The organism is Curtobacterium sp. LFS084 (assembly GCF_047977705.1).
Classification (GTDB): Bacteria; Actinomycetota; Actinomycetes; order Actinomycetales; family Microbacteriaceae; genus Curtobacterium.
The window spans coordinates 1-25,575 of record NZ_JBFPFM010000031.1; the positions used below are offsets into that span (position 1 = coordinate 1).

Sequence of the window (25,575 nt, forward strand, 5' to 3'; positions counted from 1 at the left end):
CGTCCGACGCGTCGCAGCGTGCGAGCCAGGAGGCGCTGCTCGCCGCCGCCGACCGCCTCGCCGCCGCCACCGGTCCGGACGACGCGGGGGTCGAGCACGTCCCACTCCGAGGCCGGCAGGACCCGGAGCCCGACCCGCCGACCCGCACTCAGCAGCCCGAGGCCGACGAGGACGCGGACGGCCTCGCGGACGATGCTGCGGCTCGACCCGGTGCGGGAGACGAACCCGTCGATGCTGTCGCGGTGCCCCGGGGGCAGCGACCCGTCGACGATCGCGGTGCCGAGCCCGTCGAGCACCCGGTCGAAGATCACCGCTGCGACACCGGACTGACCACGAGCTCGTCGACGCGCACGTGCGACGGCGCCTCGAGCACGAAGGACACGGCGCGGGCGACGTCGTCCGGTCGGAGCATCACCGCACGGGCGGCCGCGTCCGGCACCGACGGCCGCTGGTCGAGGAAGTCGGTGGCGACGTCACCCGGGCACAGGTGGGTCGCTCGGACGCCGTGCGCGGCCTCCTGCTGGTTGAGGGTCCGCACGACCGAGCCGAGCGCGGTCTTCGACGCCGAGTACGCGACCCCGGCACCGGGCTGGAACGACCAGCCGGCGTACGAGGACACGACGACGACGGTCCCGCCGGACGCGCGCAGCGCGGGCAGCGCCCGGTCGAGGACCGTGACGACCGCGGTGAGGTTGGTGTCGATCACCGCGCGGACGTCCGACAGCGACTGGTCGTCCCAGCGACGCCTGGGCGCGTTCAGCCCGGCCGACAGGACGAGCCCGTCGAGCCGTCCGTGCCGGGCGAGCAGGGTCTCGCCGGCCGCGGCGACCGCGTCCGGGTCAGCCGCGTCGAGTGGCAGCACGTCCGCCGTCCCGCCCGCGTCGCGGATCGCGTCCGCGACCTCGGCGAGCCGGTCCGCCCGGCGGCCGCTCAGCACCACCGTCCACCCGTCGCGGGCGGCCGCGCGGGCGCTCGCCGCCCCCATCCCGCTGCCGCCGCCGGTGACCCAGAGCACACGTGCACCATCCATGCGGGAATGGTATGCCTATTCCAGCGCGGTCGGACCACGACCGCACGACGACGGGAGCGACGATGCACCTCGACCTGACCGACCGCGTGGTCGTCGTGACCGGGGCGGCCCGCGGCATCGGTGCCGTGCTCGCCGCCCGGTTCCACGCCGAGGGGTGCCGGGTCGTCGCGTTCGACCTGGCCTTCGACGGGCCGGAGGCGAGCGGGACCGGCGCCGGGACATCGGCCGGGGCGGGTGCCGGGGCGGGGGTGTCCGTGGCCGGGGCCGGGGTGTCCGCGGCCGACCGGTCCGCCGGTGCGCCGCCGGTCGACCGGATCGTGTGCAACGTCGCCGACCCCGACTCGGTCCGCCGCGCGGTGGACGAGGTCGTCCGACGCCACGGGACGATCGACGTCCTCGTCAACAACGCCGGCATCAACGTCGAGGGCGCCGTGGCGGACCTCGGGTGGGACGACTGGCGGCGCTGCATTGACGTGAACGTGGGCGGGACCTTCCTGGTGAGCCAGGCCGTCGCGCCCGTGATGCAGCGAGCCGGCCGCGGACGGATCATCAACGCGGCGTCCTTCGCGGCGATCGTGCCGAGCGTCGGCAGCGCTGCCTACGCGGCGTCGAAGTCGGCCGTCGTGGCGTTCACCCGGGTGCTCGCGTCGGAGCTCGGGCCGTGGGGCATCACCGTGAACGCCTACGCGCCCGGCATGGTGCCGACGGCGATGAACGGGTTCGAGACGATGCCGACCGCGGCGCAGGACCGGCTCCTCGACACGCTCTCGCTGCGCCGGTGGGAGACCGCCGACGACGTGGCCGACCTGCTCGTGTTCGTGGCGAGCGACGCCGCCGGGTACGTCACGGGCACGCTGCTGGACGTGTCCGGCGGCAAGCTCGCGACCCAGATCCCGGCACGGGCGTACGGCCGCTGATCCGAGGAGACCGGACCGGACAGGGCGGCGGGCAGACGGGCAGAGTGGTGCTGGAAGCTTGATCCTCGATCGGCCTCCCTGTCCGCCCACTCAGGAACTCCACATCCCCCTCTCCGTAGGCTGTGAGGGCCCAGTGAGCCGGACTGCAGCCCGACCCCGAGGAGGTGCCCGATGGTCATCGTCCTCGTCGCGTTCGCGATCGTCGCCCTGATCGTCCCCGCCCTGACCCCCGTCCTCGGCCGCCGTGTGTTCCACGTCGCGGCCCTCGCACCGGCAGCGGCCGCGGTCATCACCGTGGTGCAGACCGGTCCGGCGCTCGACGGCGGGGTCACCGAGCGGTTCCGGTGGGTGCCGCAGCTCGACCTCGCGATCGCCCTGCGGATGGACGCCCTGTCGTGGGTCCTCGCCCTCGTGGTGAGCGTGGTCGGAGCGCTCGTCCTCGTGTACTGCGCCTCGTACTTCAGTCCGGACGAACCGGGGCTCGGCCGGTTCGCCGGGGTCCTCACCGCCTTCGCCGGGTCGATGTACGGGCTCGTGGTCGCCGACGACGTCATCGTGCTGTTCGTCCTGTGGGAGGCGACGACGGTCTTCTCCTACCTGCTGATCGGGCACGACTCGGTGAAGCGCGCCAGTCGTGCGGCGGCGATGCAGGCGCTCGTCGTCACCACCGCCGGGGGCCTGGCGATGCTCGCCGGTCTGGTGGTGCTGTCGGTCACCGCCGGCACGACGTCGCTCTCCGGAATCGTCGCCGACCCGCCGTCGGGGACGATCGTCTCGGTGTCCGTCGTGCTCGTCCTGCTCGGTGCGCTGACGAAGTCCGCCATCGTGCCGTTCCACTTCTGGCTCCCGGCGGCGATGGCGGCACCGACCCCGGTGAGCGCGTACCTGCACGCCGCGGCGATGGTCAAGGCCGGCATCTACCTCGTCGCCCGGCTCGCCCCCGCGTTCGCGCTGCTCGGCGGCTGGCGCGAGACGATCACCGTGCTCGGCGTGCTCGGGATGCTCATCGGCGGGTACCGCGCGCTCCGCCAGACCGACATCAAGCTCCTGCTCGCCTACGGCACGGTCGCCCAGCTCGGGTTCCTCGTGCTCGCCGCCGGGTGGGGTGCTCCCGAGGTCGCCCTCGGCGGCGTGGCACTGCTGGTCGCGCACGCCGCGTTCAAGTCCACCCTGTTCCTCGTCGTCGGCGCGGTGGACCACGTCACGGGAACCCGCGACCTCGCGAAGCTGAGCGGGCTCGGCCGGCGGATGCCCTGGACCACCGTCGTCGCCGTCCTCGCCCTGCTGTCGATGGCCGGCATCCCGCCGACGATCGGGTTCGTCGCGAAGGAGGCCGTGCTCACCGGCTTCATCGACTCGCTGCACGGCCCCGACGCCGCCTGGGCGTGGATCGCGCTCGTCGGCGTCACGATCGGCTCGGTGCTCACCGTGGCGTACTCGCTGCGGTTCCTGTGGGGTGCCTTCGGGCGGAAGCCTGGAGTCCCCGACACCGAACCGCACGGGCTGCACGGCCTCGGCGTCGTGCCGTCGGTGCTCGCCGTCACGGGCCTCGCGCTCGGGGTGGCGACACCCCTCGTCGCGCTCGGCATCGAGCCCGCCGCACACACCGCGGCCCTCGACGGCGAGGTCCCGCACCTCGCCCTCTGGCACGGACTCGAGCCGGCCCTCGGCCTGTCCGCCGTGACGCTCCTCGGCGGCATCGCACTGTTCGCCCTGCGCCGCCCGGTCGAGGCGCTGCAGCACCGCCTCGCCGGATCGCCGAGCGCGTCGGGCACCTACCGCCACCTCATGCGCGGCCTCGACCGCGTGGCGACCGGCCTCACCGCCGGCCTCCAGCGCGGTTCGCTCCCCTACTACCTGACCGTCATCCTGTCGGTGTTCGTCGCCGGGGCGCTCGTCAACCTGGTGGTCGGCGGCCCGTGGGCGTTCCACGTCCGGTTCGCCGACTCGTGGGGCCAGGTCCCGGTCGTGATCGTCATGTCGATCGCCGCGATCGCCGTCCTGACCGCCAAGACCCGCTTCGCCGCCGCCGTGCTCGTCGGCGTGACCGGCTACGGCATGTCCGTGCTGTTCGTCCTGCACGGCGCCGTCGACCTCGCCCTGACCCAGCTCGTGGTCGAGACCGTGACCCTCATCGCCTTCGTGCTCGTCCTGCGTCGGCTGCCCCCGCGGATCAACACGGCGAACCCGTCGCGGTTCCGGATCGCGCGGGCGCTGTTCGCCGGGCTGGCCGGCCTGACGCTGGCGGTCGTCGTGGTCGTCTCGGCGTCGGCCCGCACCGCCCGACCGCTCTGGCCGGACCTGCCGGCGCTGACGAGCTCGTTCGGGCACGGTCTGAACGTGGTGAACGTCGCCCTGGTCGACCTGCGCGGCTGGGACACCCTCGGCGAGCTGACGGTCGTGGTCGCCGCCGCGACGGGTGTCGCGAGCCTCATCTTCGTGAACTCCCGCGAGGACACCCTCCCCCGCCTCCGCGACCTGCCGGCCCGGCTCGCCCCGGGCCGCGAGGAGCGCACGGACGGCGAACCCCGCGCCTGGCTGCCGACGAGCGCTGCCATCCCGACCGGCCGTTCGGCCCTGCTCGACGTCGTGGTGCGGCTGCTGTTCCACGGCCTGATCGTGCTGTCGGTCTACCTGCTCTTCGCCGGACACAACGCGGCGGGTGGCGGGTTCGCCGGCGGGCTCGTCGCGGGCATCGCCCTCGCGGCGCGGTACCTGGCCGGCGGCCCGGCCGAGCTCGGCGCCGCGGCCCCGGTGCGCGCGGGTCGCCTGCTCGGCCTCGGCGTCGCGACCGCCGCGATCACCGCACTCGTACCGATGTTCTTCGGCAAGGAGGCCCTGTACTCCGAGTTCTTCGAGGCCACCGTCCCCGTGCTCGGCCACGTCGAGTTCGTCACCGCGACGTTCTTCGACATCGGCGTCTACCTCGTCGTCGTCGGCCTCGTGCTCGACGTCCTCCGCAGCCTCGGCGCCGAGGTCGACCGGCAGCGCCTCGAGGAGTCCGCGACGCCCGTGCGGGACGCCACCGAAGCCCCCACCCCGGAAGGGAGCGCCACATGACCGTCACCCTCGTGCTCGTCATCGCGATGGCGGTGCTGTTCTCCTGCGGGGTGTACCTGCTCCTCGAGCGCTCGCTGACCCGGATGCTGCTCGGGTTCCTCCTGCTCGGCAACGCCCTGAACCTGCTGCTGCTCGTGATGTCCGGCGCCGCCGGGAACCCGCCGATCGGCAAGTCGTCCGAGGGCATCACCGACCCGCTCCCCCAGGCGTTCGCCCTGACCGCCATCGTCATCACGTTCGCGGTGAGCGCCTTCCTGCTGGCGCTCATCCACCGCTCGTGGAAGCTCTCCCGCGCCGACGAGGTCGAGGTCGACGAGGCCGACGTCGCGATCGGCCGGGAACGCGACGAACCGGCAGACGAAGACCCCGAGACCACCACCGACGCAGAACAGGAGGCGACCCGATGACCTGGCTCGTCCCGCTCCTCGTCCTCGTCCCGCTGCTCGGTGCCGCGGTCGCGCTCGGACTCCTCAACCACCAGAAGCTCCAGCGCGCGATCACCGTCGTGGTGCTCGTCGTCGCCCTGGCCGTCGCCGCGACGCTCATGGTGCTCGTCGACCAGCACGGCACGTTCGTGGTGCAGGTCGGCGGCTGGGACGCGCCGTACGGCATCTCGCTCGTCGTCGACCGGCTGAGCGCCCTGCTCCTCACGGTGAGCGCGAGCGTGCTCCTGATCGTCCTGCTCTTCTCGATCGGCCAGGGGCTCGCGGCCGACGACGGCGAGGCACCGGTCACGATCTTCTACCCGACCTACCTCGTGCTCGCGGCCGGGGTCCTCGACTCCTTCATCGCCGGGGACCTCTTCAACCTCTACGTGGCGTTCGAGATGCTGCTCGTGGCGAGCTACGTGCTCATCACCCTCGGCGGCAGCGAGCAGCGCGTGCGAGCAGGCACCACCTACATCGTGACGAGCCTCATCGCGTCGGCGATCTTCCTCGCGGCGATCGGCCTCGTGTACGGCGCGACGGGCACCGTCAACATCGCCCAGATCAGCGAGCGGGTGGCGGGGCTGCCGGAGCACGTGCAGCTGCTCCTCCACACGATGCTGCTCATCGGGTTCGGCATCAAGGCGGCCGTGTTCCCGCTGGCGTTCTGGCTGCCGGACTCCTACCCGACCGCCCCGGCCCCGGTGACGGCGGTGTTCGCGGGCCTGCTGACCAAGGTCGGCATCTACGCGATCATCCGGCTCGAGACGATCATCTTCCCGAGACCGCAGCTGAACACGGTGCTGCTCATCGTGGCGATCCTCACGATGGTGGTCGGCGTGCTCGGTGCGGTGTCGCAGACGGACGTGAAACGACTGCTGTCCTTCACGCTCATCAGCCACATCGGGTTCATGGTCATGGGCGTCGGCCTCGGCTCGGTCGCGGGGACGGCCGCCGCGGTCTTCTACACGGTCCACCACATCGTGGTGCAGACGACGCTCTTCCTGGTCTCCGGCCTGATGGAGCGCGTGGGCGGCACGACCTCGACGAGATCGCTCGGCGGACTGCTCAAGGCCGCGCCGCTGCTCGCCGCGCTCTACCTCGTGCCGGCGTTCAACCTCGGTGGCATCCCGCCGTTCTCCGGCTTCATCGGCAAGCTCGGGCTCTTCCGCGCCGCGGCGATCGACGGCTCACCGCTGGCGTACGCGACCATCGCCGCCGGTGTCGTGACGAGCCTCCTGACCCTGTACGCGCTCATGCGCGTCTGGGACGCCGCCTTCTGGCGGCCGAAGCCCGCGGCCGAGGCAGCGGCCCCGCACGCGAGCGTCGCGGAGCCGCACGCCCACCTGCGGTCGCCGGAACCGGCGCCCCTGACCGTCTCCGAGGAGACGGGCAAGGCCTTCCACCCGGGAGGCTCGGTGACGGTCACCGACGCACCGCACGCGAGCCGCGCCTCCCGTCCGGAGACCGCACCGACGGCCACGCAGGGCGGCGTCGGCGAGGCGCCCACCCACGTCCGGTTGCCGCGCATGCTCGTCGGGGTCACGACCGTGGCCGTGCTCGGCTCCGTCGCCCTCACCGTCGTCGCCGGTCCGCTGTACGGCTACGCGACCCGCGCGGCGGAGTCGCTCGAGTCCCCGGACCGCTACGTGCAGGCCGTGCTCAGGGGTGACCGGTGACCGCGAACAGCACCCGGCGCATCACGAACGCGCGGCGCATCGCCGTCGCGTGGCGCTACGACGTCCCCCTCGTCGCCGGGCTCACCGTGCTGTGGGCGCTCCTCTGGGGCTCGTGGACGCCGCTCACCCTGCTGTGCGGGATCGTCGTCGCGCTCCTCGTCACGCAGTTGCTCCCGCTGCCCCCGGTGCCGCTGTCCGCCCGGTTCTCGATCCCGCACGCGGCGTGGTTCCTCGTCGTCTGGTCCGGCCTCGTCGTGCTCGCCTCGTTCCGGGTCGCCTGGGTCGCGCTGCGTCCGCGCGGGGTCCGCCGGAGCTCGATCACGCTCGTGCAGCTCCACACGACGTCCGAGATGACCTTCACCCTGGCGACGCTCGCGATCTCGCTCGTGCCCGGCTCCTACGTCGCCGACGTCGACCTGCGCCGACGGCGGCTGCTGCTGCACGTGCTGGACACCGAGCGGGTCGAGCAGGTCGAGGCGGCCCGCCGCGAGGCGCTCGGCATCGAGACGCTCGTCATCCGCGCGCTCGGGTCGAAGCAGGACCTCTCCGAACTGTCCGAACCCCTGCCGGAGGTCACGCGATGAGCGCCGCAGTCGTCGTCATGGGGATCGGGATCGCCCTGGTGCTCGCGCTCCTCGGTGCCACCCTCGTGCTCGCGGTCCTCCGCATCGTGCGGGGTCCGACGATCCTCGACCGGATGATCGGCTCCGACATGGTGCTGACGACCGCCCTCGTCGTGATCGGCGCCGCGATGGTGGTCCGGCGGGACCTGACCGCCGTCCCCGTCCTCGTCGTCATCGCGGCGACGAGCGTCTTCGCCACGATCGCCGTCGCGCGTGCGGTCACACCGTCCTCGGACCCGTCCGACGAGGGCCTGACCGTGACCACGCCCGAGCACGCCGACGAGCAGGAGCGTCCCCAGTGATCGACATCATCCAGGGCTTCATCGACGGCGCCGGGGTTCGCGCGTGGATCGCGCTCGCCCTGCTCCTCGTCGGGTCGGTGCTCTCACTCGGCGCCGGGGTCGGGATCGTCCGGTTCCCCGACCCGCTCGTCCGGCTGCACGCCATGGCGAAGCCGCAGGTCCTCGGGCTCGCGTTCACCCTCGCCGCGGTCGTGGTCGCCGTGTGGACGTGGACCGCGCTGTGGGTCGTCCTGCCGATCATGGTGTTCCAGCTGTTCCTCGTGCCGGTGTCGACGCACATGATCGCGCGGGCCGGCCTGCGGGCGGACGACTACCGCCACGAGGACCTGCTCGTCGACGACACCGAGTCGTGACGAGCTGACGGCCTGGAGGCGCGGTGCGGGCCCGCACCGTCCCTCCGGACCGTCAGGCGGTCACGCGTGTGCGCGACGCGACAGCACGAGGTTCGCCACCGCGGCGAGCACGACGATCGCCGCGGACGCGGCAGGGAACAGCATCGCGGCACCGGCTCCGTGCTGTTCGGCGACGTCGCCCGTGATCGCCGACGCGACCGACTGGCCCACGATGACCGCGGAGCCGAGGATCGTCATGGTGGTCGCCGAGCGGCCGACGGGCGACCGGTCGGAGCCGAGGCTGTACTGCGCGACCAGGGTCGGGCCGATGCCGATGCCCATCACCGCGAGCACGACGCCCACGGCGACGACGGAACCGGCCTGCGAGAACCAGACCGCGCCGCCGAGCAGCACGACGCCGAACACGAGCCAGCGCCACCCGAGGGCGAAGCCGCGCGGGAACGCCGCCGAGCCGAGCGCAAGCCCCGCGGAGCCGATGCCCATCAGGCCGTAGAGCAGCCCAGCCTGCGACGGCTCGCCGTGCGTCTCCATGAACGCGGTGAGCGAGGTGAGGGTCGCGCCGAAGAACAGGCCGACACCGAGGATCCCCACCACGACGACGACGAGTCGGGGGCGGAGGAGCTGGCGCGCCGGGGCCTGCTCGAGCTCCTCGTGGCGGCCGAGCACGAGCTTGCCGGTCGGGTGCAGCGCGAACGCCGTGACGAACACGAACGTCAGCGCGGAGGCACCGGCGACGGCGACCCACGGGGCGATCGCGCTCGCGAGGATCCCGACGAGGAACGGCCCGATGATGAACACCGTCTCGTCGGCGGCGGACTCGTAGGCCATCGTGCCGCTCAGGACCTTGCTCCGACGTGCGGGCGCCATCCGCTGCCCGATGATCGCGACGAGCCGGGTCCGGGACATCGGGGCGACCTGCGGTGCCGAGGCGCCGATGCAGAACGCGAGCGCGAGCACCGCGACGTCCGGCGCCGTGCCGTCCACCACGAAGGGGAACACCCCGAGCAGCACGGCGTTCCCGAGACCGACGGGGACGAGCACGTTCCGCTGCCCGAAGCGGTCCGCGGCGGCACCGACGAGCGGGCCGAAGACCGCGGCGCCGATGCCGACCGAGGCGGAGTTCACACCGCCGAGGGCGACCGAGTCACGGGCGGAGACGACGAGCGTCAGCACGCCGACGACCATCATCGCGAACGGGAGCCGGGCGACGAACGCTACGGGGAAGTACCAGCGTCCGGCGTGTGCGACGAGGGACCGGTCGTCGGTGGTCGCGGGGGCGGACGGGGTGGAGCTGGTCTGGAGCATGGAGGTGTGCCTTCTCGGCCCGGCCCGGGAGCTTCGGGGGCGGACCCATCGGGTGCCGCCGTTGTCCGCCGGGGAGCCGACGGCCGGTAGATACACACTGCGTGTTGGTGGAGCGGACCCAGGGTACCAGCGGTAACGGTTCGTCACCCGGGCCCGTCGCGGGGTGCGTCCTCCTATCGTGGCGGCCATGGAACAGCGACGCATGGGGCGGACCGGAGCCCCGGTCAGCGCGCTGACCCTCGGGACGCGTGCCGTGTCGTCCGTCGCCGAGCGTGACGTCGACGACGCCGTCCGGCTCGTCCACGAGGCGCTCGGGCGCGGGGTCACCGCGGTGGACGTGTCCGACGCGGACGGCGCGGGGCTCACCGAGACCGTCCTCGGCGCGGCGCTCGGGGACCGACGGGACGACGTGTTCCTGGCGGTCCGGTTCGGCGACCCGGTCGACCACGACCCGTCGCACCACGGCAACGGCCGGCGCTGGATGTTCCGTGCGGTCGAGCGCAGCCTCGAGCGCCTCGGCACCGACGTCATCGACCTGTACCAGCCCGCGCACCCGGACCCGGCGACCTCGCTCGACGAGACGCTCGACGCGCTCGCGGACCTCGTCACCCAGGGCAAGATCCGCGCCTTCGGGATCCCGGGCTTCCCCGCCGAGGAGCTCGTCGAGGCACAGTGGCTCCGGTCCGGCGGGAAGAGCGCGAGCGCGACCCACGCCCCGTACTCGATCACCACGCGCACCGCGGAGCGCACGGCCTTCCCGGTGGCCCGTCGGTTCGGCCTCGGTGTGCTCGCGGCAGCACCCCTCGCCGGAGGCTGGCTCGCCGGCGCGTACCGGGACGGCACCGCGCAGCCCCGGTCGCCACGCGCGCTCGAGCAACCGCACGCGTACGACGTCGGCGCCCCGGCGAACCGTCGGAAGCTCGAGGTCGCCGATCGGCTCGGGCGCCTCGCCGACGAGTCCGGTCTGACGCTGCTCGAGCTCGCGGTGGGGTTCGCGCTGACCCATCCGGACGTGTCGTCGGTGGTCGTCGGCCCGCGCACGATCTCGCACGTCGACGCCTACGCGCAGGCGGCCGAGGTGGTGCTCGACGACGAGGTCCTCGACGCGATCGACCGGATCGTGCCGCCGGGGACGCACGTGCTGGAACAGGACACGGGCATCGCGTTGCCGGGGCTCAGCCGGGAGCGCCTGCGCGGGCGCGTCCTCACCCCCTGACGGCTCCGCTCAGCGGTAGGCGAGCGTGCTGAGTGCCGCGTGCACGAGGATCACCGGCACCGCCAGTGCGTACGGAAGGCGGGCGGCGGTGCGCTCGAGCCGACCGAGGACGCCGTCGAGGGCGAGCGTCGTGCTCGCGGCGTCGGGACGGGCCGCTCGGGCGGTCGTGGTACGGGCGGTGCGGGGCTGCAGGATCGTGGTCATGGTGGACCTTTCCGGGTCGGGAGCCGCCCCTCGCGGCTCGTGGTGTTCAACATATTGCACATCAAATTGCATGTCAACCGCTATGTCGATGGGCTCCGGTGCTGACCTAGGATCTCGACCATGGTGGAGATCCCGCGTCCGAGCCCGACCGACCTCCTGACGATCGGCGAGGTCGTCGCGAGGACCGGGGTCGCGGCGTCGGCCCTGCACTTCTACGAGCGCAAGGGCCTCATCCACCCGGAGCGCACGGCTGGGGGCACCCGCCTCTACCCACGGCACGTCGAGCGGCGCATCGCGATCATCCAGGTGGCGAAACGGCTCGGGATCCCGCTCAGCGAGGTCGCGGAGCAGTTCGAGACGCTGCCGTCCGACCGGATGCCGTCACTGCGCGACTGGAACCGGTTGAACGAGCGGTGGCGCGCACGGCTCCGCGCCCGGCAGCTCGAGCTGGAGCGGCTGCAGGAGGAGATGACGCAGTGCATCGGCTGCGGCTGCGTGTCGCTGAACGCCTGCCTCGTGATGAACCCGGGCGACCAGCTCGGCGCCGAGGGGCACGGCGCCCGGCGACTGCTGCCGATCGCGGACGAGGTGCCGGACCGCACCGCCTGACGGACGGGAGGCGCGGGGCGCGGCCGACCCGCGCCTCCCGTCCGTCAGCCGGTCGCGTCGCGGTCAGCGCGTCGCGTCGCGCAGGTGGTCGTCGATGCGCGTGAGCGTGGCGAACGTCGTCGCCACACCCTCGTCATCGCCCCCGAGCGCCTGCCGGAGCATGCCGGCCCAGTGCGCGTGCAGCCGTTCGATGCTGCCCGCGGCGAGCTCGGTCGAGTACAGCTGCACCGTCCGGGCGTCGTCCGGGTCGGGCCGACGCTCGACCATCCCCTTCGCGACGAGCGACCCGACCGCCACGCTCAGGTTGCTGCGCTTGAGGGCCGTCGCCTCGGCCACCGCACTCGGGGTCGACCCGGGGTTCCGGTCGATCCACCGCATCACGAGCGCCTCGGTACCGGTCAGCGGCACGATGTCGAGCGACCGGGCGCCGTTCGGGTCGATCTCGCGCGAGATCCGGAGCACGACGTCGGCGAGCTCGGCGAGGAGGTCGTCGGACGGCGCGGATCCCATGCCGTCACCCTACCGACGTCGACAATGAGTTATGATTTCATAATCATGACGACGGACACCGGCTCCATCCGCGCGCACGCCGCGACGCCCACGACCCGACAGCAGGGCATCACCAGCGGCCTGCTGCTCGTGCTCGGCCTGCTGAGCGCGGTCGCTCCCTTCGCGACCGACCTCTACCTGCCGGCCTTCCCGCAGATGACCACCGACCTGCAGGCATCGGCGACGACCGTGCAGCTCACGCTGACCGCGTTCCTCGTCGGCGTGACCGCAGGACAGCTCGTCTTCGGGCCGCTGTCCGACCGGTTCGGCCGCGTGCCGCCGCTCCTCGCCGGCGCCGCGCTGTGCGTCGCCGCGAGCGCCGCGGCCGTCCTCGCGCCGACCGTCGGCGTGCTCGTCGTCGCCCGGCTGCTGCAGGGCCTCGGCGGCGCGGCCGGCATGGTGATCGGTCGCGCGGTGATCTCCGACCTCGCGACGGGCAAGCCGGCGGCGCGGGCGTTCTCCCTCATGATGATCGTCGGCGGGGTCGCCCCGGTCGTCGCACCGCTGCTCGGCGGACTGCTGACCGGGCCGATCGGCTGGCGCGGACTGCTCGGCATCGTGCTCGGGCTGTCGGTCCTCATGCTCGTGGCGGTGCTCGCCGTGGTCCGCGAGACCCACCTGCGGTCGCGCCGTGACGCCCTGCGCGCCGAACGACGGGCCTCCGGCGCGACGGGTTCGCCGGTCCGGGCGCTCCGCTCCCGGACGTTCGTCGGGTACACCGCGGTGTTCGGCTTCGCGTTCGCAGTGATGATGGCGTACATCTCGGCGTCGCCGTTCCTGTACCAGGACATGCTCGGGCTCGGCACGGTGGGCTACGGGATCGCCTTCGGCTGCAACGCCCTCGCGCTGATGGGCGTCAGCGTCCTGTCCGCGAAGCTCACGGCGACCCGGTCGGTCACCGGGGTGCTCACGCTCGGGATCGCGCTCGTGCTGGCCTCGACCGTCGCGTTCGCCCTGCTGGTCGTCACGGCGGCACCGGTGTTCTGGCTCGCCGTGCCGCTCTTCACCGCCGTGGGGTCGCTCGGGCTCGTGCTCGGCAACGCGACCGCACTCGCGCTCGGGGCGGTGCCGCAGGCTGCCGGGAGCGCCTCGGCCGTGCTCGGTGCCCTGCAGTTCGGGCTCGCGGCGCTCGTGTCGCCGCTCGTGAGCATCGGCGGCGAGGGGACGGCGGCGCCGCTCGCGGTCGTGATGCTCGCGGCCGCGGTGGTCGCCGTGGTGGCGCTCGTGGCGGCGCGCGGTCGGCGCGGCGTCGGCGCCTAAGGTCGCGCGCGGGGGCGGGCGCGCACGGGGGCGGGCGGGCGCGGGCTCGGCACGCGGCTTCGCGCTCAGCGACAGTTCACGCGGCAGTCGGCCCGTGAGGTGTCGCTCAGCGCGTGACCTCGCGCTGCGCCGCAGGACCCCGCGGCCGCAGGAACGGGATCTTCGGCATCAGCCAGTCGACCCACACCACCCGCACGCCCGGAGCGACGGCGAGCGCCCAGAGGATCGACGCCGCCGCGTCCGTCGGGTAGTGCACGGCGTCGATCGACACCGCGAAGAACACGACGACGATCGCCACGGTCCCGAGGCCCAGCACGAGGCGGTGCCACCGGGTGTCGCGGAGGAGCCAGACGAGGGCGATCACGAACGCGGTGATGTAGACCGTGTGCCCGCTCGGGTAGCCCGGGTCCGGCTGCACGGGGAACGGGTGCGGCAGCACGGCGACGTCCGGCCGGGCCCGGTGCACGATCTCCTTCACGACGGCGGACGGCACCCACGTGATCGCGATCGTGCCGCCGAACGCCAGTGCCGGACGCAGGTCGCGGGTCCGCCACCAGATCACCGCGACCACCACGACGGTGATCCCGATCGCCGGGCCGGGGCTGATGACGTGGTAGACCGCGGTCGTGAACGCGCCGAGGGCCCCGGTGTCCAGGCCGTTCAGCGCCTTCGAGAGCCCGAGGTCGACCGTGCCGAGCGTGAACCCGACGATCGTGATCAGGACGACCGCGACGACGGCGATCGCCACCGACGCGAGCGGGTAGCGGCTCCGGTCGAGGATCCCGGACGCGTCGGACACTCGTCGGCGGGGGCGGAGGTCGTGGTCGGACATCCGCCCATCGTCGCAGGTGCGGCGCCCCGTCGGCCCCGGAGTCCGGTGCAGGACGATCAGAGATCGCTCAGCGAACGGCAAGGGATCAGCCGCCGGGACTAGACACGAGGGCATGACAACCGTTGCCGAGAACATCGTCGCCACCCTCCGTCAGAACGACGTCCAGCGGGTCTACGGTCTCCCCGGGGACTCCCTCAACGGCTTCACGGACGCACTCCGGAAGGACGGGGCGATCCGGTGGGAGCACGTCCGCCACGAGGAAGCGGCCGCGTTCGCCGCCTCCGCCGAGGCCGAGCTCACCGGGGAACTCGCCGTCTGCGCCGGCAGCTGCGGCCCCGGCAACCTGCACCTCATCAACGGCCTCTACGACGCGAACCGCTCCCGCGTCCCCGTCCTCGCGATCGCCGCGCACATCCCCACGGCGGAGATCGGGTCCGGCTACTTCCAGGAGACCCACCCGCAGGAGCTGTTCCGCGAGTGCTCGGTCTACGTCGAGTACGTCGCCGACCCGTCCCAGATGCCGCGCCTGCTCGAGATCGCGATGCGCGCCGCCGTCGAGCAGCGCGGTGTCGCCGTGCTCGTCATCCCCGGTGACGTGCTCCTCGCCGAGGCCGTCGCACCCCGGGTCACCACCATCGAGCGCGCCACGCCGCGGATCATCCCCGCGCAGGCCGAGCTCGAGCGCACCGCGCAGCTGCTCAACGGCGCCGACCGGGTCACCATCCTCGCCGGCGCCGGTGTCGCGGGCGCCCACGACGAGGTCCTCGCACTCGCCGAACGCCTGCAGGCGCCGATCGTGCACGCCCTGCGCGGCAAGGAGCACATCGAGTGGGACAACCCCTACGACGTCGGCATGACCGGACTGCTCGGCTTCGCCTCCGGCTACCGCGCGATGGAGGACGCCGACGTCGTCCTGATGCTCGGCACCGACTTCCCGTACCAGCAGTTCTTCCCCGCGAAGGCGAAGCACGTGCAGGTCGACGTCCGCGGCGAACAGCTCGGCAAGCGGCACCCGGTCGACATCGGCCTGGTCGGCACCGTCAAGGACACCGCCCTCGCCCTCATCCCGATGCTCGACGGCTCGAAACCCGCCAAGCACCTCGAGGACGCCCGCAAGCACTACGCCAAGACCCGCGCCAAGCTCGACGACCTGGCCGTGCCCGCCGGCAAGCACAAGCCGCTCCACCCGCAGTACGTCACGCGGGTGCTCGACCGGCTCGCGTCGGACGACGCCGTGTTCATCCCCGACGTCGGCTCCCCCGTCGTGTGGGCGTCGCGGTACCTCACGCTGAACGGCCGCCGCCGCCTGATCGGCTCGTTCGTGCACGGCACGATGGCGAACGCCGTCCCGCAGGCGATCGGTGCGCAGGCCGCGTTCCCGGACCGGCAGGTCGTCGCGATGGCCGGCGACGGCGGCCTCGCGATGCTGCTCGGCGAGCTCATCACGATCGTGCAGAACAAGCTGCCCGTGAAGATCGTCGTGTTCGACAACTCGTCGCTGAACTTCGTCGAGCTCGAGATGAAGGCGGCCGGGTTCGTCACCTACGGCACCGAGCTGCAGAACCCGGACTTCGCGAAGGTCGCCGAGGCGATCGGCATCCGGGGCTTCCGCGTCGACGAGTCCGACCAGCTCGAGGACGCACTCGCGGCAGCCCTCGCGCACGACGGCCCCGCGCTCGTGTCCGTCAAGGCCGACCGCCAGGAGCTGTCGATGCCGCCGGCGGTGACCCTCGAGCAGGCGAAGGGCTTCACGCTCTACGCGATCCGCACCGTGCTGTCCGGTCGCGGCGACGAGCTGCTCGACCTCGCGTCGACGAACTTCCGCCAGTTCGTCTGACGGGCGAGGGCGGCGCGGCTCAGGACTCCGCGCCGCCCTCGGCGACGATGTCCGGCGCCGGGTCCAGCGACGCGCGGACGACGGCGTCGAGCGCGGTGACGATCTCGTCGAGCCCGAGCGAGGGGCCGCCACCGGCGATGTCCGGGGTCGCCGGGACGTGCACGAAACCGGCGCGGAACCCGTCGCGGTCGGCGAACGACATGAGCTCGTAGAAGACCTGGTTGCAGGTGAACGTCCCCGCCGTGTTGGACACCGCAGCGGGGACCCCGGCCGCCCGGACGTCGCGGACGATCCGCTTGATCGGCAGCCCGCTGAACGCCGCCGGCGCTCCGACCGGGTCGATCGGCTCGTCAACCGGCTGCGCGCCCGCGTTGTCCGGGATCCGGGCGTCCATGACGTTGATCGCGACGCGCTCCGGTGTCACCGCGGCCCGGCCGGCAGCGAGCCCCGTCGCGATCACGACGTCGGGCCGGTGCTTCGCGAGCACCGCCGCGAGCCGCGACCGTTCCTCGGCGAAGACCACCGGAAGCTGCTCGACGACGAGTGTCGCCGGTCCGTCCCAGGTGGCCGCGAGCCGCTGCGCGGCGTCCCACGAGGGGTTCACGGTGTCGCCGCCGAACGGTTCGAAGGCGGTCAGCAGGACGGTCGGTTCGGTCGCGTCAGCCACGTCCTCATCGTAGGGACCTGCGGGCCGGGAGGCGCGGTGCGGGGCCGAACCGCGCCTCCCGTTCGTCGGATGGTCACCATCCGCTCAGCGGCCCGTCCTCCAGGAGGGTCGGCATCGACGCGGACTCCGACGCCCGGGGCGCGGTCAGTCCTCGACGTCGAAGACCACGACGCGGTCGCTCGCGCCCTGGATGTACGCGGCGACCGGCTGGTGCTCCTCGTGCGGCAGGTACCCGGCGAGCGCCGCGCGGTCCCGGAAGCGCACGACGAGCATCCAGTCGAAGCCGCCCTCGAGCCCCTCGGTGCTGATGCTCTCGCCGGACCGGACCGACTCGACCCCGTCGATCCGGGGCAGGTGCTCCCGCGCGAGTTCGTCGGCCCGTGCCGACGGATCGGTCGTCGCGTGGTCCCACGCGACGAGGACCACGTGTGTCGTCCCGCTCATCGTGTCCTCCTAGAACGCCGGGGTGCCACCGGCGACGGTGATCGTCGATCCGGACTGGTAGCTCGACTCGGGGCTGACGAGGTGCACGTACGCCGCGGCGAGTTCGGCTGGCTGCCCGGGACGCCCGAACGGCGACTGCTCACCGAAGTGCGCCACGGTCTGGGCGTCGTCGGACCCGGGCTGGAGCGGCGTCCACACCGGTCCCGGAGCGACCGAGTTCACGCGGATGCCCTTCGGTGCCAGCTGCTGGGCGACGGCCTCGGTGAAGAGCTTGATCGCACCCTTCGACACGGCGTAGTCGATCTTGTCCGGCGACGGCGTGCTGGCCTGGATGGACCCGGTCGTGACGATCGTGGAGCCCGGTTCGAGGTGGGGCACGGCGGCCTTGGTCAGCCAGAAGAGCGAGTAGATGTTCGTCTTGAAGGTCGAGTCGAAGTGCTCGGTCGTGAGGGTGAGGATGTCGTCGTTGCTGTCCATCCGGCCCGCGACCATGACGAGCGTGTCGAGACCGCCGAACTCGTCGACGGCCCGCTGCACGAGGTCGGTGCAGTACTGCTCGTCGGAGATGTCCCCCGGGAACAGGACCGCGCGACGCCCCTCGCCCTCGAGCAGGTCGCGCACCTGTTCGGCGTCCTCCTGCTCGTCGGGCAGGTACGAGAGGACGAGGTCGGCGCCCTCGCGGGAGAGCGCGATCGCGGCGGCGCGGCCGATGCCCGAGTCGGCGCCGGTGACGATCCCCCGGAAGCCCGGCAGGCGCCCGTGCCCGACGTAGCTCTCCTCGCCGTGGTCGGGCTTCGGGTCCATCTTCCACGCGGCCCCGGGGAGCGACTGCTCCTGCTCCGGGTACGGCGGCGCCGGGTAGAGGGTGTTCGGGTCGCGCTTGTCGTCCTGGCTCATGCCCCCACGATGCGCGCCCGCACCTCGACGCGGTTCCAGGCACCCCCGAACTGGGTGAAGCGCGAATCGGCCTGTCTTGCCCAATACGCTGCAAACCAGCCGGGCGAGGGCTACGAAAGAGCTGTGGGCATGAACAAGGCCCCCGCCGACGCATCGTCGTGTCGGTCCCCATGAGAGAGAGGTCGCACCATGACCAGCAACGCAGCAACGAACCGCACCGCCAACGGCTCCACCTGGACCCAGAAGGGCGCACTCGTCTTCGGGATCGTCTTCCTCATCGTCGGTGTGGCCGGCTTCATCCCGGGTCTCACGATGGACATGGGCTCGATGTCGGTCGCGGGCCACGGCTCGATGGCACTCCTGCTCGGCACCTTCCAGGTGTCCGTGCTGCACAACATCGTCCACCTGCTCTTCGGCATCGTCGGACTCGTCACCGCCCGTTCGCCGCGCAACGCGCGCCTGTACCTGCTCGTCGGCGGCATCGTCTACGCCGTCCTGTTCGTCTACGGTCTGTTCACCGCCGGCATGGCCGACCCGGCGAACTTCGTGCCGCTGAACAGCGCCGACAACGTGCTGCACCTGATCCTCGCCGTCGCGATGATCGTCCTCGGGCTGCTGCTCCCCCGCGTCGGGACCCGTCGGGTCTGACCCGTCCGTCGGCGGCCCAGCCGCCGACAGCACCCACGACCGGAGCCGGTCTGGGCCACGCGATCAGGTGGTCCAGGCCGGCTCCTCGTCGTGCGGGGGCAGCCCCAGCCTCAGCGCGCGGGCGCGGTCCCGAGCACCAGGTCCCGCACCTGTGCGGCGGCGCCGAGCGCCACCGCGTCGGACCCGAGCGACGACAGTGCCAGCCGGATCGGCGCACCGCTGACCGGGGGTTCCAGCGCGATGGCCCGGCTGATGGCCGGCTCGAGCAGGTCCCAGGAGCGGGCGATCCCGCCGCCGATGACGATGGTCGTGACGTCGAGGATCCCCGCCGTGAGCAGCGCGGCGCGCGCGAGTCCCCACCCGGCGGTCTCGAACACCGCGGCGGCGTCCGGGTCCCCGGTGCGAGCGGCGTCGGCGACCTCGCGCACGGTCACGCGTCGTCCGGTCCGTTCGGCGTAGCGGTCGGCGATCCCGCGGGCACCGGCGATCGTCTCGAGGTGGCCGACCTGTCCGCACGTGCACACCGCGTCGCCGAAGCCGGGGACGTGGCCGATCTCCCCCGCTGCACCGCGGGGTCCGGCGAACAGGGAGCCGCCGAGCACGAGGGCGCCGCCGACACCGGTGCCGAGCGTCATGCCGAGGACGTCCGGCTCCCCGGCCACGGCTCCGGCGGCGACCTCGCCGAGGAGGAACGCGTTCACGTCGTTGTCGAGCGTCGCGGGGACGCCGAGGGCCGCGCTCACCGCGTCGGTCACGCCGTACCCGGCCCAGCCGGTGAACGAGTTGCCGGTCACGAGCACGGTGCCGGTGGTCGCGTCGACCACGCCGGCAGCGCCCACCCCGACACCCGTCACGGAGGCGCGGTGCCGGTCGAGCAGGTCCGTCACGGCACCGAGGGCGGCCGTCACGATCGCCGCGCCGCCCGCGTGTGCCGGTGTCGGCAGGTCGACGCGGTCGATGACCTCGAGCGCCGGGGTCGCGAGGACGACCTTGGTGTTCGTCCCGCCGACGTCGACGCCGGCGACGACCTCGTTCACGCGGTCACCGCCCCGAGGGTCGCGAGCCGTTCGGCCCGCCGTTGCCGCTGCACCACCGGATCGGGGACGGGCACCGCCGCGAGCAGTCGCCGCGTGTAGTCGGTGGTCGGGTGCACGAGCGTGGCGCCGGTCGGGCCCTGCTCCTCGACGATCCCCTGGCGCATCACGACGACCCGCTCGGCGAACTGCTGCACGACGGCGAGGTCGTGCGAGACGAACAGGCACGCGAAGCCGAGGTCGGCCTGCAGCTCGCGCAGCACCTCGAGCACCGTCTCCTGCACGCTCACGTCGAGGGCGCTGGTCGGTTCGTCGGCGACGAGCAGCCGCGGCGAGAGCACGAGCGCCCGGGCGAGCGACACGCGCTGCCGCTGGCCGCCGGAGAGCTCTCGGGGTGCCCGCGACGCCAGGGTGCGGGGCAGCCGGACGGCGTCGAGTACCTCGTCGATACGCTTCCGCCGGTCGGCGGAGGACATGCCCCGCCGGTGCACCGCGAGCGGCTCGGCGATGCACTCCGCGACGGACATCCGCGCGTCGAGCGACGCCACCGGGTCCTGCAGCACGACGCCGATGCCGGACCGCAGCGCCCGGCGGTCGCGGCCGCGGGCCGTGCGCAGGTCGGAGCCGAACAGGTGCACGCTGCCGGACGTCGGCGCGACGAGACCGAGCGCGACCCGGGCCGCCGTGGACTTGCCCGAGCCGGACTCGCCGACCAGGCCGACGGTCTCGCCGGCGTGCACCGCGATGTCGATGCCCTGCAACGCGTGGACGGCGCGCGCCCCGCGCCCGAAGGTCACCGAGACGTCCCGCAGGTCGACCACCGGGGCCGCACCGTGCCTCCCGTCCGCCGCGTCGGGCGTGGCCGCCGCGGCCGTCGGGACCGGCCCGTCGACCGCCGCGACGGCGAGCCGCGGCACCGCGGCGAGCAGCCCCTTCGTGTAGTCGTGCTGCGGCCGGAGCAGGACGTCCTCGACGCTCCCGGTCTCGACGATCTCGCCCTGGAGCATCACCGCGACCCGGTCCGCGAAGTCCGCGACGACGCCCATGTTGTGGGTGACGAGCAGGACGCCCGTGCCGGTGTCCGCCGCCAGGCGACGGAGCAGCTCGAGGATCTCCGCCTGCACCGTGACGTCGAGCGCCGTCGTCGGCTCGTCCGCGATGAGGAGCTTCGGCGAGTTGGCGATCGCCATCGCGATCACCACGCGCTGCCGCTGCCCGCCGGACAGCTGGAAGGGGAACGCGCGCGCCCGCTGCTCCGGCGACGGGATGCCGACACGGCCGAGGAGCTCGACGGCCCTGGCCGCGGCGTCGGCGGCGGAGACGTCACCGTGGTTCCGGACGACCTCGGCGATCTGCGCGCCGACCCGGGTGAGCGGGTCGAGGGCGGTCGCCGGCTCCTGGAAGACCATCGAGACGGTGTTCCCGCGCAGGGACCGCAGGGAGGGCTCCGGGGCACCGACGATCTCGTGACCGTCGACGACGGCGCTCCCGGTGGCGGTGGCGTTGCCGGACAGCAGCCCCATCGCGGCGAGCGCCACGGTGGACTTGCCCGAACCGGACTCGCCGACGAGCGCGAGGGTCTCCCCGGGCTCGACGTGCAGCGAGACCCCGCGGACGGCGTCGACCGTGCCGGACTCCGTGCGGAAGGTGACCCCGAGGTCGGTGGTGGTCAGGATGGACATCAGCGGCCCCTCACGTCGAAGGCGTCCCGGAGCCCGTCGCCCACGGCGTTGAACGCGCAGACGACCAGGATCACGGCGAGACCCGGCGGCACGATGAGCCACCAGCGTCCCGAGTACGCGGCGGTGAGTCCCGCCGACAGCATGCCACCCCAGTCCGTCGCCGGTGCCTGCACGCCGAGCCCGAGGTACGAGACGTAGGCGACGAGCAGGATCGCGTCGGCGACCTGGAACGTCGCGGCGACGACGATCGTCGACACGGAGTTCGGCAGCAGGTGGCGGCCGATGGCGCGGGCGTGCGAACCGCCGATCGCCCGGAGGGTGAGGACGTAGTCACGGTTCTTCAGGGTGAGCGTCTCGGCCCGGATGAGGCGGGACGGCACGAGCCAGGACACGAGTCCGAGGATCACGATGAGCCCCCAGACGCCCGGGGTCGTGATCGCCGAGATGACGAGCAGGATGAAGAGGGCGGGGATCGCGATGCCGGCGTCCACGACACGCATCATCACGGCGTCGACCCAGCCGCCGACGTAGCCGGCGACCGAGCCCCAGAGCGTGCCGACCACGGTGGCGAGGACCCCGGCGGCGATCCCGACCATCAGCGACACCTTGCCGCCGAACATCAGGCGGCCGAGGACGTCGTGCCCGACGGCGTCGGTGCCGAGCAGGTGCCCGGCGCTCGGGGCGAGGTTCACCTGGTCGAGCTGGGTGTGGACCTGGTCGGTCGGGTACAGGAACGGGCCGACGAAGCAGAACAGCACGATGACGACGATGACCACGAGGCCGATGACGGCGAGGGTGTTGTGGCGGAAGCGGCGGACGGCGAGGCGCCACCCGGTCGCGGCGACGGTGACGGGGGCGCCCGGGGCTTCGGGTGCCAGCTGGACGGCGCTCATGCGCGGCTCGCCTTCACGTCGTGGGTGGACGCAGCGTCGATGGGGGACGCATCGTCGATGGGGGACGTGACGGCGCTCATGCGCGGCTCGCCTTCACTCGGGGGTCGATGAGGGACTGCGCGACGTCGGCGAGCAGGGTGCCCACCACCGTCGCGATCGAGATGACGAGGACGCAGCCGAGGAGCGTCGGGTAGTCCGACGTCTGCGCGGCGTTCCAGAACAGCAGCCCCATGCCGGGGTAGTTGAACAGCTGCTCGGTGACGAGCGCCCCGCCGAACAGCACCGGCAGGTAGTAGCCGAGCATCGCGACCACCGGGGTGAGCGAGTTCCGGAACACGTGCCGGCGCAGGATCGCCGCAGTCGAGGCACCGCCGGCGCGGGCGGTGCGGACGTAGTCCTCCTGCAGGTTCTCGAGCGTCGAGGCCCGCATGTACCGGCTGAACACGGCGATCATCGCGAGGGCCCCGGTGACGACGGGGAGCACGAGCCCCGCCGGGTCCTGGAAGACCTCGGCGAGGGTGTTGCCGCTCGGCGCCTGGGACGGCAGCCACGGCAGCTGCTGGCTGAAGACGATGATGAGGACGAGCCCGAGGAAGAACGCGGGCGTCGAGTAGAACACGAACGCCAGGGCCGTGGCCGCGTAGTCGACCGCGCCGTTGCGCCGGACCGCCTGCCACATGCCGACCGGGATCGCGAGCACGATGCCGAGCACCGCGGACATCCCGGTGAGGACGAGGGTCTTGGGCAACCGCTCGGCGATGAGCTGCGACACCGCCTCGTTGAGCGTGTACGACGTACCGAGGTCGCCGGTGAGCAGGCGGCCGAGGAACCGGAGGTACTGCACGGGCAGCGGCTGGTCGAGCCCCTGCGCCTGGTTGAACGCGGCGATCTGCGCGGGCGTCGCTGAGACGCCGAGGACGCCGCGGGCCGGGCCGCCCGGCAGGGCGTGCAGCAGGCAGAACACGACGATCGTGACGATGAGGATCACCGCGAGCGCCTGCAGGACGCGCCTGGTGAGGTAGAGAGCTGTGGTCATGCGGCTTCCGTCGTCTGGTTCCGGACTGGGGGACGGACGGGAGGCGCGGTGCGCGTCGGACGCGCGCCGCGCCTCCTGTCCGGGGTCACGGTCTCACTTCGACCACTTCCACTGGGCGGGGTGGAAGTTCGCGAGCGAGTCCTGGTCGAACCCGGTCAGACCCTTCTTCACGACCGAGATCTGGTAGTCGGGCTCCGGCAGCCAGATCACCGGCAGGTCCTTCGCGAGCGCCGCGCTGTAGTCCTGCACGGCGGTCGGGTCGGGCGAGGTGGTCGTGGCGTCGATGAGCTCGTCCACGTCGGCGTTGGAGTACGACCCGAAGTTCGCCGAACCACCGGTCTGGAAGAGCGACTCACCGGTCGGGTAAGCCGGGAAGTACCAGCTGCCCGCGGTACCGAAGAACGAGAGGTCCCAGTCGCAGCTGGCCTCGTCGCTCGTGCAGGTCGGGGTCTGCGACAGGACGCTCGACACCGGCGCGGTCTTGATCGTGAAGCCGATGCCGGTCTTCGCGAGCGATGACTGGATCGCGCTCATCATGTTGTCGGTGACGGTCGACCCGGACTGCGAGAGCACGTTCATCGTGAACTTCGTGCCCTTCGTGACGCCCTCGCCGCACTGGCTGTCGGAGGTGCCCGGGTCGGTGCAGACCATCGTGCCGCCCTGCTCCGACCAGCCGTGGGACTCGAGGAGCGCCTTGGCCTTCTTCGTGCTGAACGGGTACGGGTTGTCCTTCTGGGTGCTCGACACGTAGTCGGACTCCTGCGCCTGCGGGATCGGGCCGTAGGTCGAGGTGGCGGTGCCGTTGAACACGACCTTGGACAGCGAGGTCTGGTCGATCGACATCTGGACGGCCTGACGGGCGTACAGCTGCTTGAAGACGGCGCCCATCGTGGGGTTGTTGAAGTTGTACGGCATGTACGTGATCGCCCAGCCGGTCCAGGGCTGCACCTCGTAGCCCTTCGACGTGAAGGACGACTTCTGGTCCATGTCGGTGGCGTTGATGTAGCCGTAGTCGACCTCGCCGGAGCGGACGGCGTTCACCTCGGCGTCCGTCGTCGTGAACGGCAGCAGGTTGACCGTCTTGATCGAGGGCTTTTCACCGCCGTCGTACTTCGTGTTCGCCGTCAGGGTGACCTTGCCGGCCGTGGTGAAGGAGCTCACGCCGTAGGGGCCGGAGATCGTCTTCCACAGGTCGTCGCTCGCGTAGTCGGAGATCTTGCCGGCGGCGGTGTTGAGGTACTTCCAGACCTGCTTCGCGCCGGAGGTGGTCTCGTCGGCGTTGCCCACCGAGCCGCTCGCGCTCGTCTTGTCCCAGGCGTGCTGCGGCAGCGGGATGATGTGGCTCAGCTGGTTGGCGAGCATCCAGTCCGGGTTGTACGCCTTGTCGAACGTGATCGTGAAGTGCGTGTCGTCGTCGGCTTTGAAGGAGGTCCAGTTGTCCGGCGCCTTGCCCTTCGAGTAGGAGCCCCACTCGTCCTTGTTCGCCTTGATCAGGTTGAACCAGAACTCGACGTCGCGGCTCGTGATCGGCTTTCCGTCCGACCAGTGCCGGTCGCCGAGCGTGACGGTGACGCTCTTCGAGTCGCTCGCGAACGTCGCGTCGGTCGCGACGGAGCCGGCCTTGTTCCACGCGATCTTGCCGGTGGACCCGTCGTAGGCGACGAGCGGCTCGTACAGCGACTGCGCGATCGACCCGTTGTTCGTGTTGAGGTGCGCGGCGGTGCCGATCGGGAGGATCCAGTTCGGCGTGAAGTTGGCGGGCAGCGCGTAGTTGATCTCGTCGGTCGTGTTGCTCGACGAGGCGTTGCCGCCTCCGGAGCAGCCGGCGAGCAGCGCGCTCACGGCGATCGCGGCTCCGGTGAGGAGCGCCCAGCGACGGGGCTTGGTCATGTGTGTCTCCTGGTGCGTGGGAGGTTCGGGGTGTGGAGCACGCGTGCCGAGCGGCACGGGGACAGTCAATGGCCAAAGCCGTTGGAAAAACAAACATCTCCGTGTAAATAGTTCGTTTCTGCCGTTCGGACGAAAGGGTGGACCGGTCGATCTGCCGCCTAGGCTCGCTCTCGCGGTCACTCG

Annotated in this window: 25 protein-coding genes and 1 pseudogene; 12 read left to right on the plus strand and 14 right to left on the minus strand. The window is 72.2% G+C overall.

All coding sequences use genetic code 11. From position 1 onward, the window contains the following. Both ACNQOV_RS14165 and ACNQOV_RS14170 read right to left on the minus strand, forming a co-directional pair. A pseudogene (locus ACNQOV_RS14165) lies at positions 1 to 311 on the minus strand (hypothetical protein); the annotation flags it as partial. After that, the gene (locus ACNQOV_RS14170) at positions 308 to 1,030 is read right to left on the minus strand and encodes an SDR family oxidoreductase (RefSeq protein ID WP_022907810.1); all 723 of its coding nucleotides are present in this window, start codon (positions 1,028 to 1,030) and stop codon (positions 308 to 310) included. The pseudogene ACNQOV_RS14165 and the gene ACNQOV_RS14170, both read right to left, overlap by 4 nt. 62 nt (positions 1,031 to 1,092) lie before the next feature. Here ACNQOV_RS14170 and ACNQOV_RS14175 point away from each other — a divergent pair, with 62 nt between their 5' ends. The 7 genes from ACNQOV_RS14175 (at position 1,093) to mnhG (ending at position 8,389) form a co-directional block, all read left to right on the plus strand. Then, complete coding sequence (locus tag ACNQOV_RS14175) at positions 1,093 to 1,947, plus strand: SDR family NAD(P)-dependent oxidoreductase (protein WP_416395252.1); 855 nt, start codon at positions 1,093 to 1,095, stop codon at positions 1,945 to 1,947. 171 nt (positions 1,948 to 2,118) lie between these two features. Next, positions 2,119 to 5,007 (plus strand): Na+/H+ antiporter subunit A, encoded by a 2,889-nt coding sequence (locus ACNQOV_RS14180; protein ID WP_416395254.1) that lies wholly within the window; start codon positions 2,119 to 2,121, stop codon positions 5,005 to 5,007. Next, positions 5,004 to 5,414 carry a Na(+)/H(+) antiporter subunit C gene (locus ACNQOV_RS14185; RefSeq protein WP_022907807.1) on the plus strand — a complete coding sequence of 137 codons (411 nt, stop codon included), beginning with the start codon at positions 5,004 to 5,006 and terminating at the stop codon, positions 5,412 to 5,414. The genes ACNQOV_RS14180 and ACNQOV_RS14185 overlap by 4 nt, the downstream gene beginning before the upstream one ends. Beyond that, the gene (locus ACNQOV_RS14190; RefSeq protein WP_416395256.1) at positions 5,411 to 7,111 is read left to right on the plus strand and encodes a Na+/H+ antiporter subunit D; all 1,701 of its coding nucleotides are present in this window, start codon (positions 5,411 to 5,413) and stop codon (positions 7,109 to 7,111) included. Before ACNQOV_RS14185 ends, ACNQOV_RS14190 begins: the two co-directional genes overlap by 4 nt. Continuing rightward, positions 7,108 to 7,695, plus strand: coding sequence for a Na+/H+ antiporter subunit E (locus ACNQOV_RS14195; protein WP_022907805.1), 588 nt, complete (start codon positions 7,108 to 7,110; stop codon positions 7,693 to 7,695). The genes ACNQOV_RS14190 and ACNQOV_RS14195 overlap by 4 nt, the downstream gene beginning before the upstream one ends. Next, complete coding sequence (locus tag ACNQOV_RS14200; protein WP_416395258.1) at positions 7,692 to 8,036, plus strand: sodium:proton antiporter; 345 nt, start codon at positions 7,692 to 7,694, stop codon at positions 8,034 to 8,036. Before ACNQOV_RS14195 ends, ACNQOV_RS14200 begins: the two co-directional genes overlap by 4 nt. Then, positions 8,033 to 8,389 carry a monovalent cation/H(+) antiporter subunit G gene (mnhG, locus tag ACNQOV_RS14205; RefSeq protein WP_022907803.1) on the plus strand — a complete coding sequence of 119 codons (357 nt, stop codon included), beginning with the start codon at positions 8,033 to 8,035 and terminating at the stop codon, positions 8,387 to 8,389. Before ACNQOV_RS14200 ends, mnhG begins: the two co-directional genes overlap by 4 nt. 60 nt (positions 8,390 to 8,449) lie before the next feature. Here the strand turns inward: mnhG and ACNQOV_RS14210 are convergent, their stop codons facing one another. Then, positions 8,450 to 9,694 (minus strand): MFS transporter, encoded by a 1,245-nt coding sequence (locus ACNQOV_RS14210; RefSeq protein WP_416395260.1) that lies wholly within the window; start codon positions 9,692 to 9,694, stop codon positions 8,450 to 8,452. Positions 9,695 to 9,881: 187 nt separating this feature from the next. Here ACNQOV_RS14210 and ACNQOV_RS14215 point away from each other — a divergent pair, with 187 nt between their 5' ends. Beyond that, a complete protein-coding gene (locus ACNQOV_RS14215) occupies positions 9,882 to 10,910 on the plus strand; it encodes an aldo/keto reductase (RefSeq protein ID WP_416395262.1) in 1,029 nt (342 codons plus the stop codon). A 9-nt stretch (positions 10,911 to 10,919) separates the two neighbouring features. Here the strand turns inward: ACNQOV_RS14215 and ACNQOV_RS14220 are convergent, their stop codons facing one another. Next, positions 10,920 to 11,114 carry a hypothetical protein gene (locus ACNQOV_RS14220; protein WP_402268837.1) on the minus strand — a complete coding sequence of 65 codons (195 nt, stop codon included), beginning with the start codon at positions 11,112 to 11,114 and terminating at the stop codon, positions 10,920 to 10,922. Positions 11,115 to 11,234: 120 nt separating this feature from the next. Between ACNQOV_RS14220 and soxR the strand changes: the two genes are divergently transcribed. Then, positions 11,235 to 11,723 (plus strand): redox-sensitive transcriptional activator SoxR, encoded by a 489-nt coding sequence (gene soxR, locus ACNQOV_RS14225; RefSeq protein ID WP_022907799.1) that lies wholly within the window; start codon positions 11,235 to 11,237, stop codon positions 11,721 to 11,723. Between the two features lie 63 nt (positions 11,724 to 11,786). Here soxR and ACNQOV_RS14230 read toward each other — a convergent pair whose 3' ends face one another. After that, entirely contained in the window at positions 11,787 to 12,233 is a 447-nt protein-coding gene (locus ACNQOV_RS14230; protein ID WP_416395264.1) for a MarR family winged helix-turn-helix transcriptional regulator, read from the minus strand. A gap of 45 nt (positions 12,234 to 12,278) precedes the next feature. Here ACNQOV_RS14230 and ACNQOV_RS14235 point away from each other — a divergent pair, with 45 nt between their 5' ends. After that, positions 12,279 to 13,532 (plus strand): multidrug effflux MFS transporter, encoded by a 1,254-nt coding sequence (locus ACNQOV_RS14235; protein ID WP_416395266.1) that lies wholly within the window; start codon positions 12,279 to 12,281, stop codon positions 13,530 to 13,532. Between the two features lie 106 nt (positions 13,533 to 13,638). Here ACNQOV_RS14235 and ACNQOV_RS14240 read toward each other — a convergent pair whose 3' ends face one another. Then, on the minus strand, positions 13,639 to 14,364 hold the full coding sequence (locus ACNQOV_RS14240; RefSeq protein WP_416395268.1) for a phosphatase PAP2 family protein: 726 nt from the start codon (positions 14,362 to 14,364) through the stop codon (positions 13,639 to 13,641). Between the two features lie 112 nt (positions 14,365 to 14,476). On the opposite strand from ACNQOV_RS14240, the gene poxB reads away from it, so the two are divergent. Beyond that, a complete protein-coding gene (gene poxB / locus ACNQOV_RS14245; protein WP_416395270.1) occupies positions 14,477 to 16,201 on the plus strand; it encodes a ubiquinone-dependent pyruvate dehydrogenase in 1,725 nt (574 codons plus the stop codon). Positions 16,202 to 16,220: 19 nt separating this feature from the next. Here the strand turns inward: poxB and pcp are convergent, their stop codons facing one another. The 3 genes from pcp to ACNQOV_RS14260 all read right to left on the minus strand — a co-directional run bounded on the left by pcp (position 16,221) and on the right by ACNQOV_RS14260 (position 18,209). Continuing rightward, a complete protein-coding gene (gene pcp, locus ACNQOV_RS14250; protein ID WP_416395272.1) occupies positions 16,221 to 16,868 on the minus strand; it encodes a pyroglutamyl-peptidase I in 648 nt (215 codons plus the stop codon). Between the two features lie 144 nt (positions 16,869 to 17,012). Next, positions 17,013 to 17,312 carry a Dabb family protein gene (locus ACNQOV_RS14255; RefSeq protein WP_416395274.1) on the minus strand — a complete coding sequence of 100 codons (300 nt, stop codon included), beginning with the start codon at positions 17,310 to 17,312 and terminating at the stop codon, positions 17,013 to 17,015. 9 nt (positions 17,313 to 17,321) lie between these two features. After that, on the minus strand, positions 17,322 to 18,209 hold the full coding sequence (locus ACNQOV_RS14260; protein WP_416395276.1) for an SDR family oxidoreductase: 888 nt from the start codon (positions 18,207 to 18,209) through the stop codon (positions 17,322 to 17,324). A 189-nt stretch (positions 18,210 to 18,398) separates the two neighbouring features. Between ACNQOV_RS14260 and ACNQOV_RS14265 the strand changes: the two genes are divergently transcribed. Next, positions 18,399 to 18,857 (plus strand): DUF4383 domain-containing protein, encoded by a 459-nt coding sequence (locus tag ACNQOV_RS14265; RefSeq protein WP_402268759.1) that lies wholly within the window; start codon positions 18,399 to 18,401, stop codon positions 18,855 to 18,857. A 110-nt stretch (positions 18,858 to 18,967) separates the two neighbouring features. On the opposite strand, the gene ACNQOV_RS14270 is transcribed toward ACNQOV_RS14265, so the two are convergent. From ACNQOV_RS14270 to ACNQOV_RS14290, 5 genes are all read right to left on the minus strand, one after another. Continuing rightward, complete coding sequence (locus tag ACNQOV_RS14270; protein WP_416395278.1) at positions 18,968 to 19,894, minus strand: ROK family protein; 927 nt, start codon at positions 19,892 to 19,894, stop codon at positions 18,968 to 18,970. Beyond that, complete coding sequence (locus ACNQOV_RS14275) at positions 19,891 to 21,573, minus strand: dipeptide ABC transporter ATP-binding protein (RefSeq protein ID WP_416395280.1); 1,683 nt, start codon at positions 21,571 to 21,573, stop codon at positions 19,891 to 19,893. Before ACNQOV_RS14275 ends, ACNQOV_RS14270 begins: the two co-directional genes overlap by 4 nt. Further along, complete coding sequence (locus tag ACNQOV_RS14280; RefSeq protein ID WP_402268750.1) at positions 21,573 to 22,466, minus strand: ABC transporter permease; 894 nt, start codon at positions 22,464 to 22,466, stop codon at positions 21,573 to 21,575. Before ACNQOV_RS14280 ends, ACNQOV_RS14275 begins: the two co-directional genes overlap by 1 nt. Before the next feature lie 76 nt (positions 22,467 to 22,542). Continuing rightward, positions 22,543 to 23,502, minus strand: a complete 960-nt coding sequence (locus ACNQOV_RS14285; protein ID WP_402268747.1) for an ABC transporter permease — start codon at positions 23,500 to 23,502, stop codon at positions 22,543 to 22,545. A gap of 93 nt (positions 23,503 to 23,595) precedes the next feature. Beyond that, positions 23,596 to 25,392, minus strand: a complete 1,797-nt coding sequence (locus ACNQOV_RS14290) for a peptide ABC transporter substrate-binding protein (protein ID WP_416395282.1) — start codon at positions 25,390 to 25,392, stop codon at positions 23,596 to 23,598. Positions 25,393 to 25,575: the final 183 nt, after the last annotated feature.

Bases quoted from the DNA above. Each gene is read 5' to 3' on its own strand.
- ACNQOV_RS14170 (WP_022907810.1), bottom strand. From the start codon at position 1,030: ATGGATGGTGCACGTGTGCTCTGGGTCACCGGCGGCGGCAGCGGGATG.
- ACNQOV_RS14175 (WP_416395252.1), top strand. From the start codon at position 1,093: ATGCACCTCGACCTGACCGACCGCGTGGTCGTCGTGACCGGGGCGGCC.
- ACNQOV_RS14180 (WP_416395254.1), top strand. From the start codon at position 2,119: ATGGTCATCGTCCTCGTCGCGTTCGCGATCGTCGCCCTGATCGTCCCC.
- ACNQOV_RS14185 (WP_022907807.1), top strand. From the start codon at position 5,004: ATGACCGTCACCCTCGTGCTCGTCATCGCGATGGCGGTGCTGTTCTCC.
- ACNQOV_RS14190 (WP_416395256.1), top strand. From the start codon at position 5,411: ATGACCTGGCTCGTCCCGCTCCTCGTCCTCGTCCCGCTGCTCGGTGCC.
- ACNQOV_RS14200 (WP_416395258.1), top strand. From the start codon at position 7,692: ATGAGCGCCGCAGTCGTCGTCATGGGGATCGGGATCGCCCTGGTGCTC.
- ACNQOV_RS14210 (WP_416395260.1), bottom strand. From the start codon at position 9,694: ATGCTCCAGACCAGCTCCACCCCGTCCGCCCCCGCGACCACCGACGAC.
- ACNQOV_RS14215 (WP_416395262.1), top strand. From the start codon at position 9,882: ATGGAACAGCGACGCATGGGGCGGACCGGAGCCCCGGTCAGCGCGCTG.
- ACNQOV_RS14220 (WP_402268837.1), bottom strand. From the start codon at position 11,114: ATGACCACGATCCTGCAGCCCCGCACCGCCCGTACCACGACCGCCCGA.
- soxR (WP_022907799.1), top strand. From the start codon at position 11,235: ATGGTGGAGATCCCGCGTCCGAGCCCGACCGACCTCCTGACGATCGGC.
- ACNQOV_RS14230 (WP_416395264.1), bottom strand. From the start codon at position 12,233: ATGGGATCCGCGCCGTCCGACGACCTCCTCGCCGAGCTCGCCGACGTC.
- ACNQOV_RS14235 (WP_416395266.1), top strand. From the start codon at position 12,279: ATGACGACGGACACCGGCTCCATCCGCGCGCACGCCGCGACGCCCACG.
- ACNQOV_RS14240 (WP_416395268.1), bottom strand. From the start codon at position 14,364: ATGTCCGACCACGACCTCCGCCCCCGCCGACGAGTGTCCGACGCGTCC.
- poxB (WP_416395270.1), top strand. From the start codon at position 14,477: ATGACAACCGTTGCCGAGAACATCGTCGCCACCCTCCGTCAGAACGAC.
- ACNQOV_RS14255 (WP_416395274.1), bottom strand. From the start codon at position 17,312: ATGAGCGGGACGACACACGTGGTCCTCGTCGCGTGGGACCACGCGACG.
- ACNQOV_RS14260 (WP_416395276.1), bottom strand. From the start codon at position 18,209: ATGAGCCAGGACGACAAGCGCGACCCGAACACCCTCTACCCGGCGCCG.
- ACNQOV_RS14265 (WP_402268759.1), top strand. From the start codon at position 18,399: ATGACCAGCAACGCAGCAACGAACCGCACCGCCAACGGCTCCACCTGG.
- ACNQOV_RS14275 (WP_416395280.1), bottom strand. From the start codon at position 21,573: ATGTCCATCCTGACCACCACCGACCTCGGGGTCACCTTCCGCACGGAG.
- ACNQOV_RS14280 (WP_402268750.1), bottom strand. From the start codon at position 22,466: ATGAGCGCCGTCCAGCTGGCACCCGAAGCCCCGGGCGCCCCCGTCACC.
- ACNQOV_RS14285 (WP_402268747.1), bottom strand. From the start codon at position 23,502: ATGACCACAGCTCTCTACCTCACCAGGCGCGTCCTGCAGGCGCTCGCG.
- ACNQOV_RS14290 (WP_416395282.1), bottom strand. From the start codon at position 25,392: ATGACCAAGCCCCGTCGCTGGGCGCTCCTCACCGGAGCCGCGATCGCC.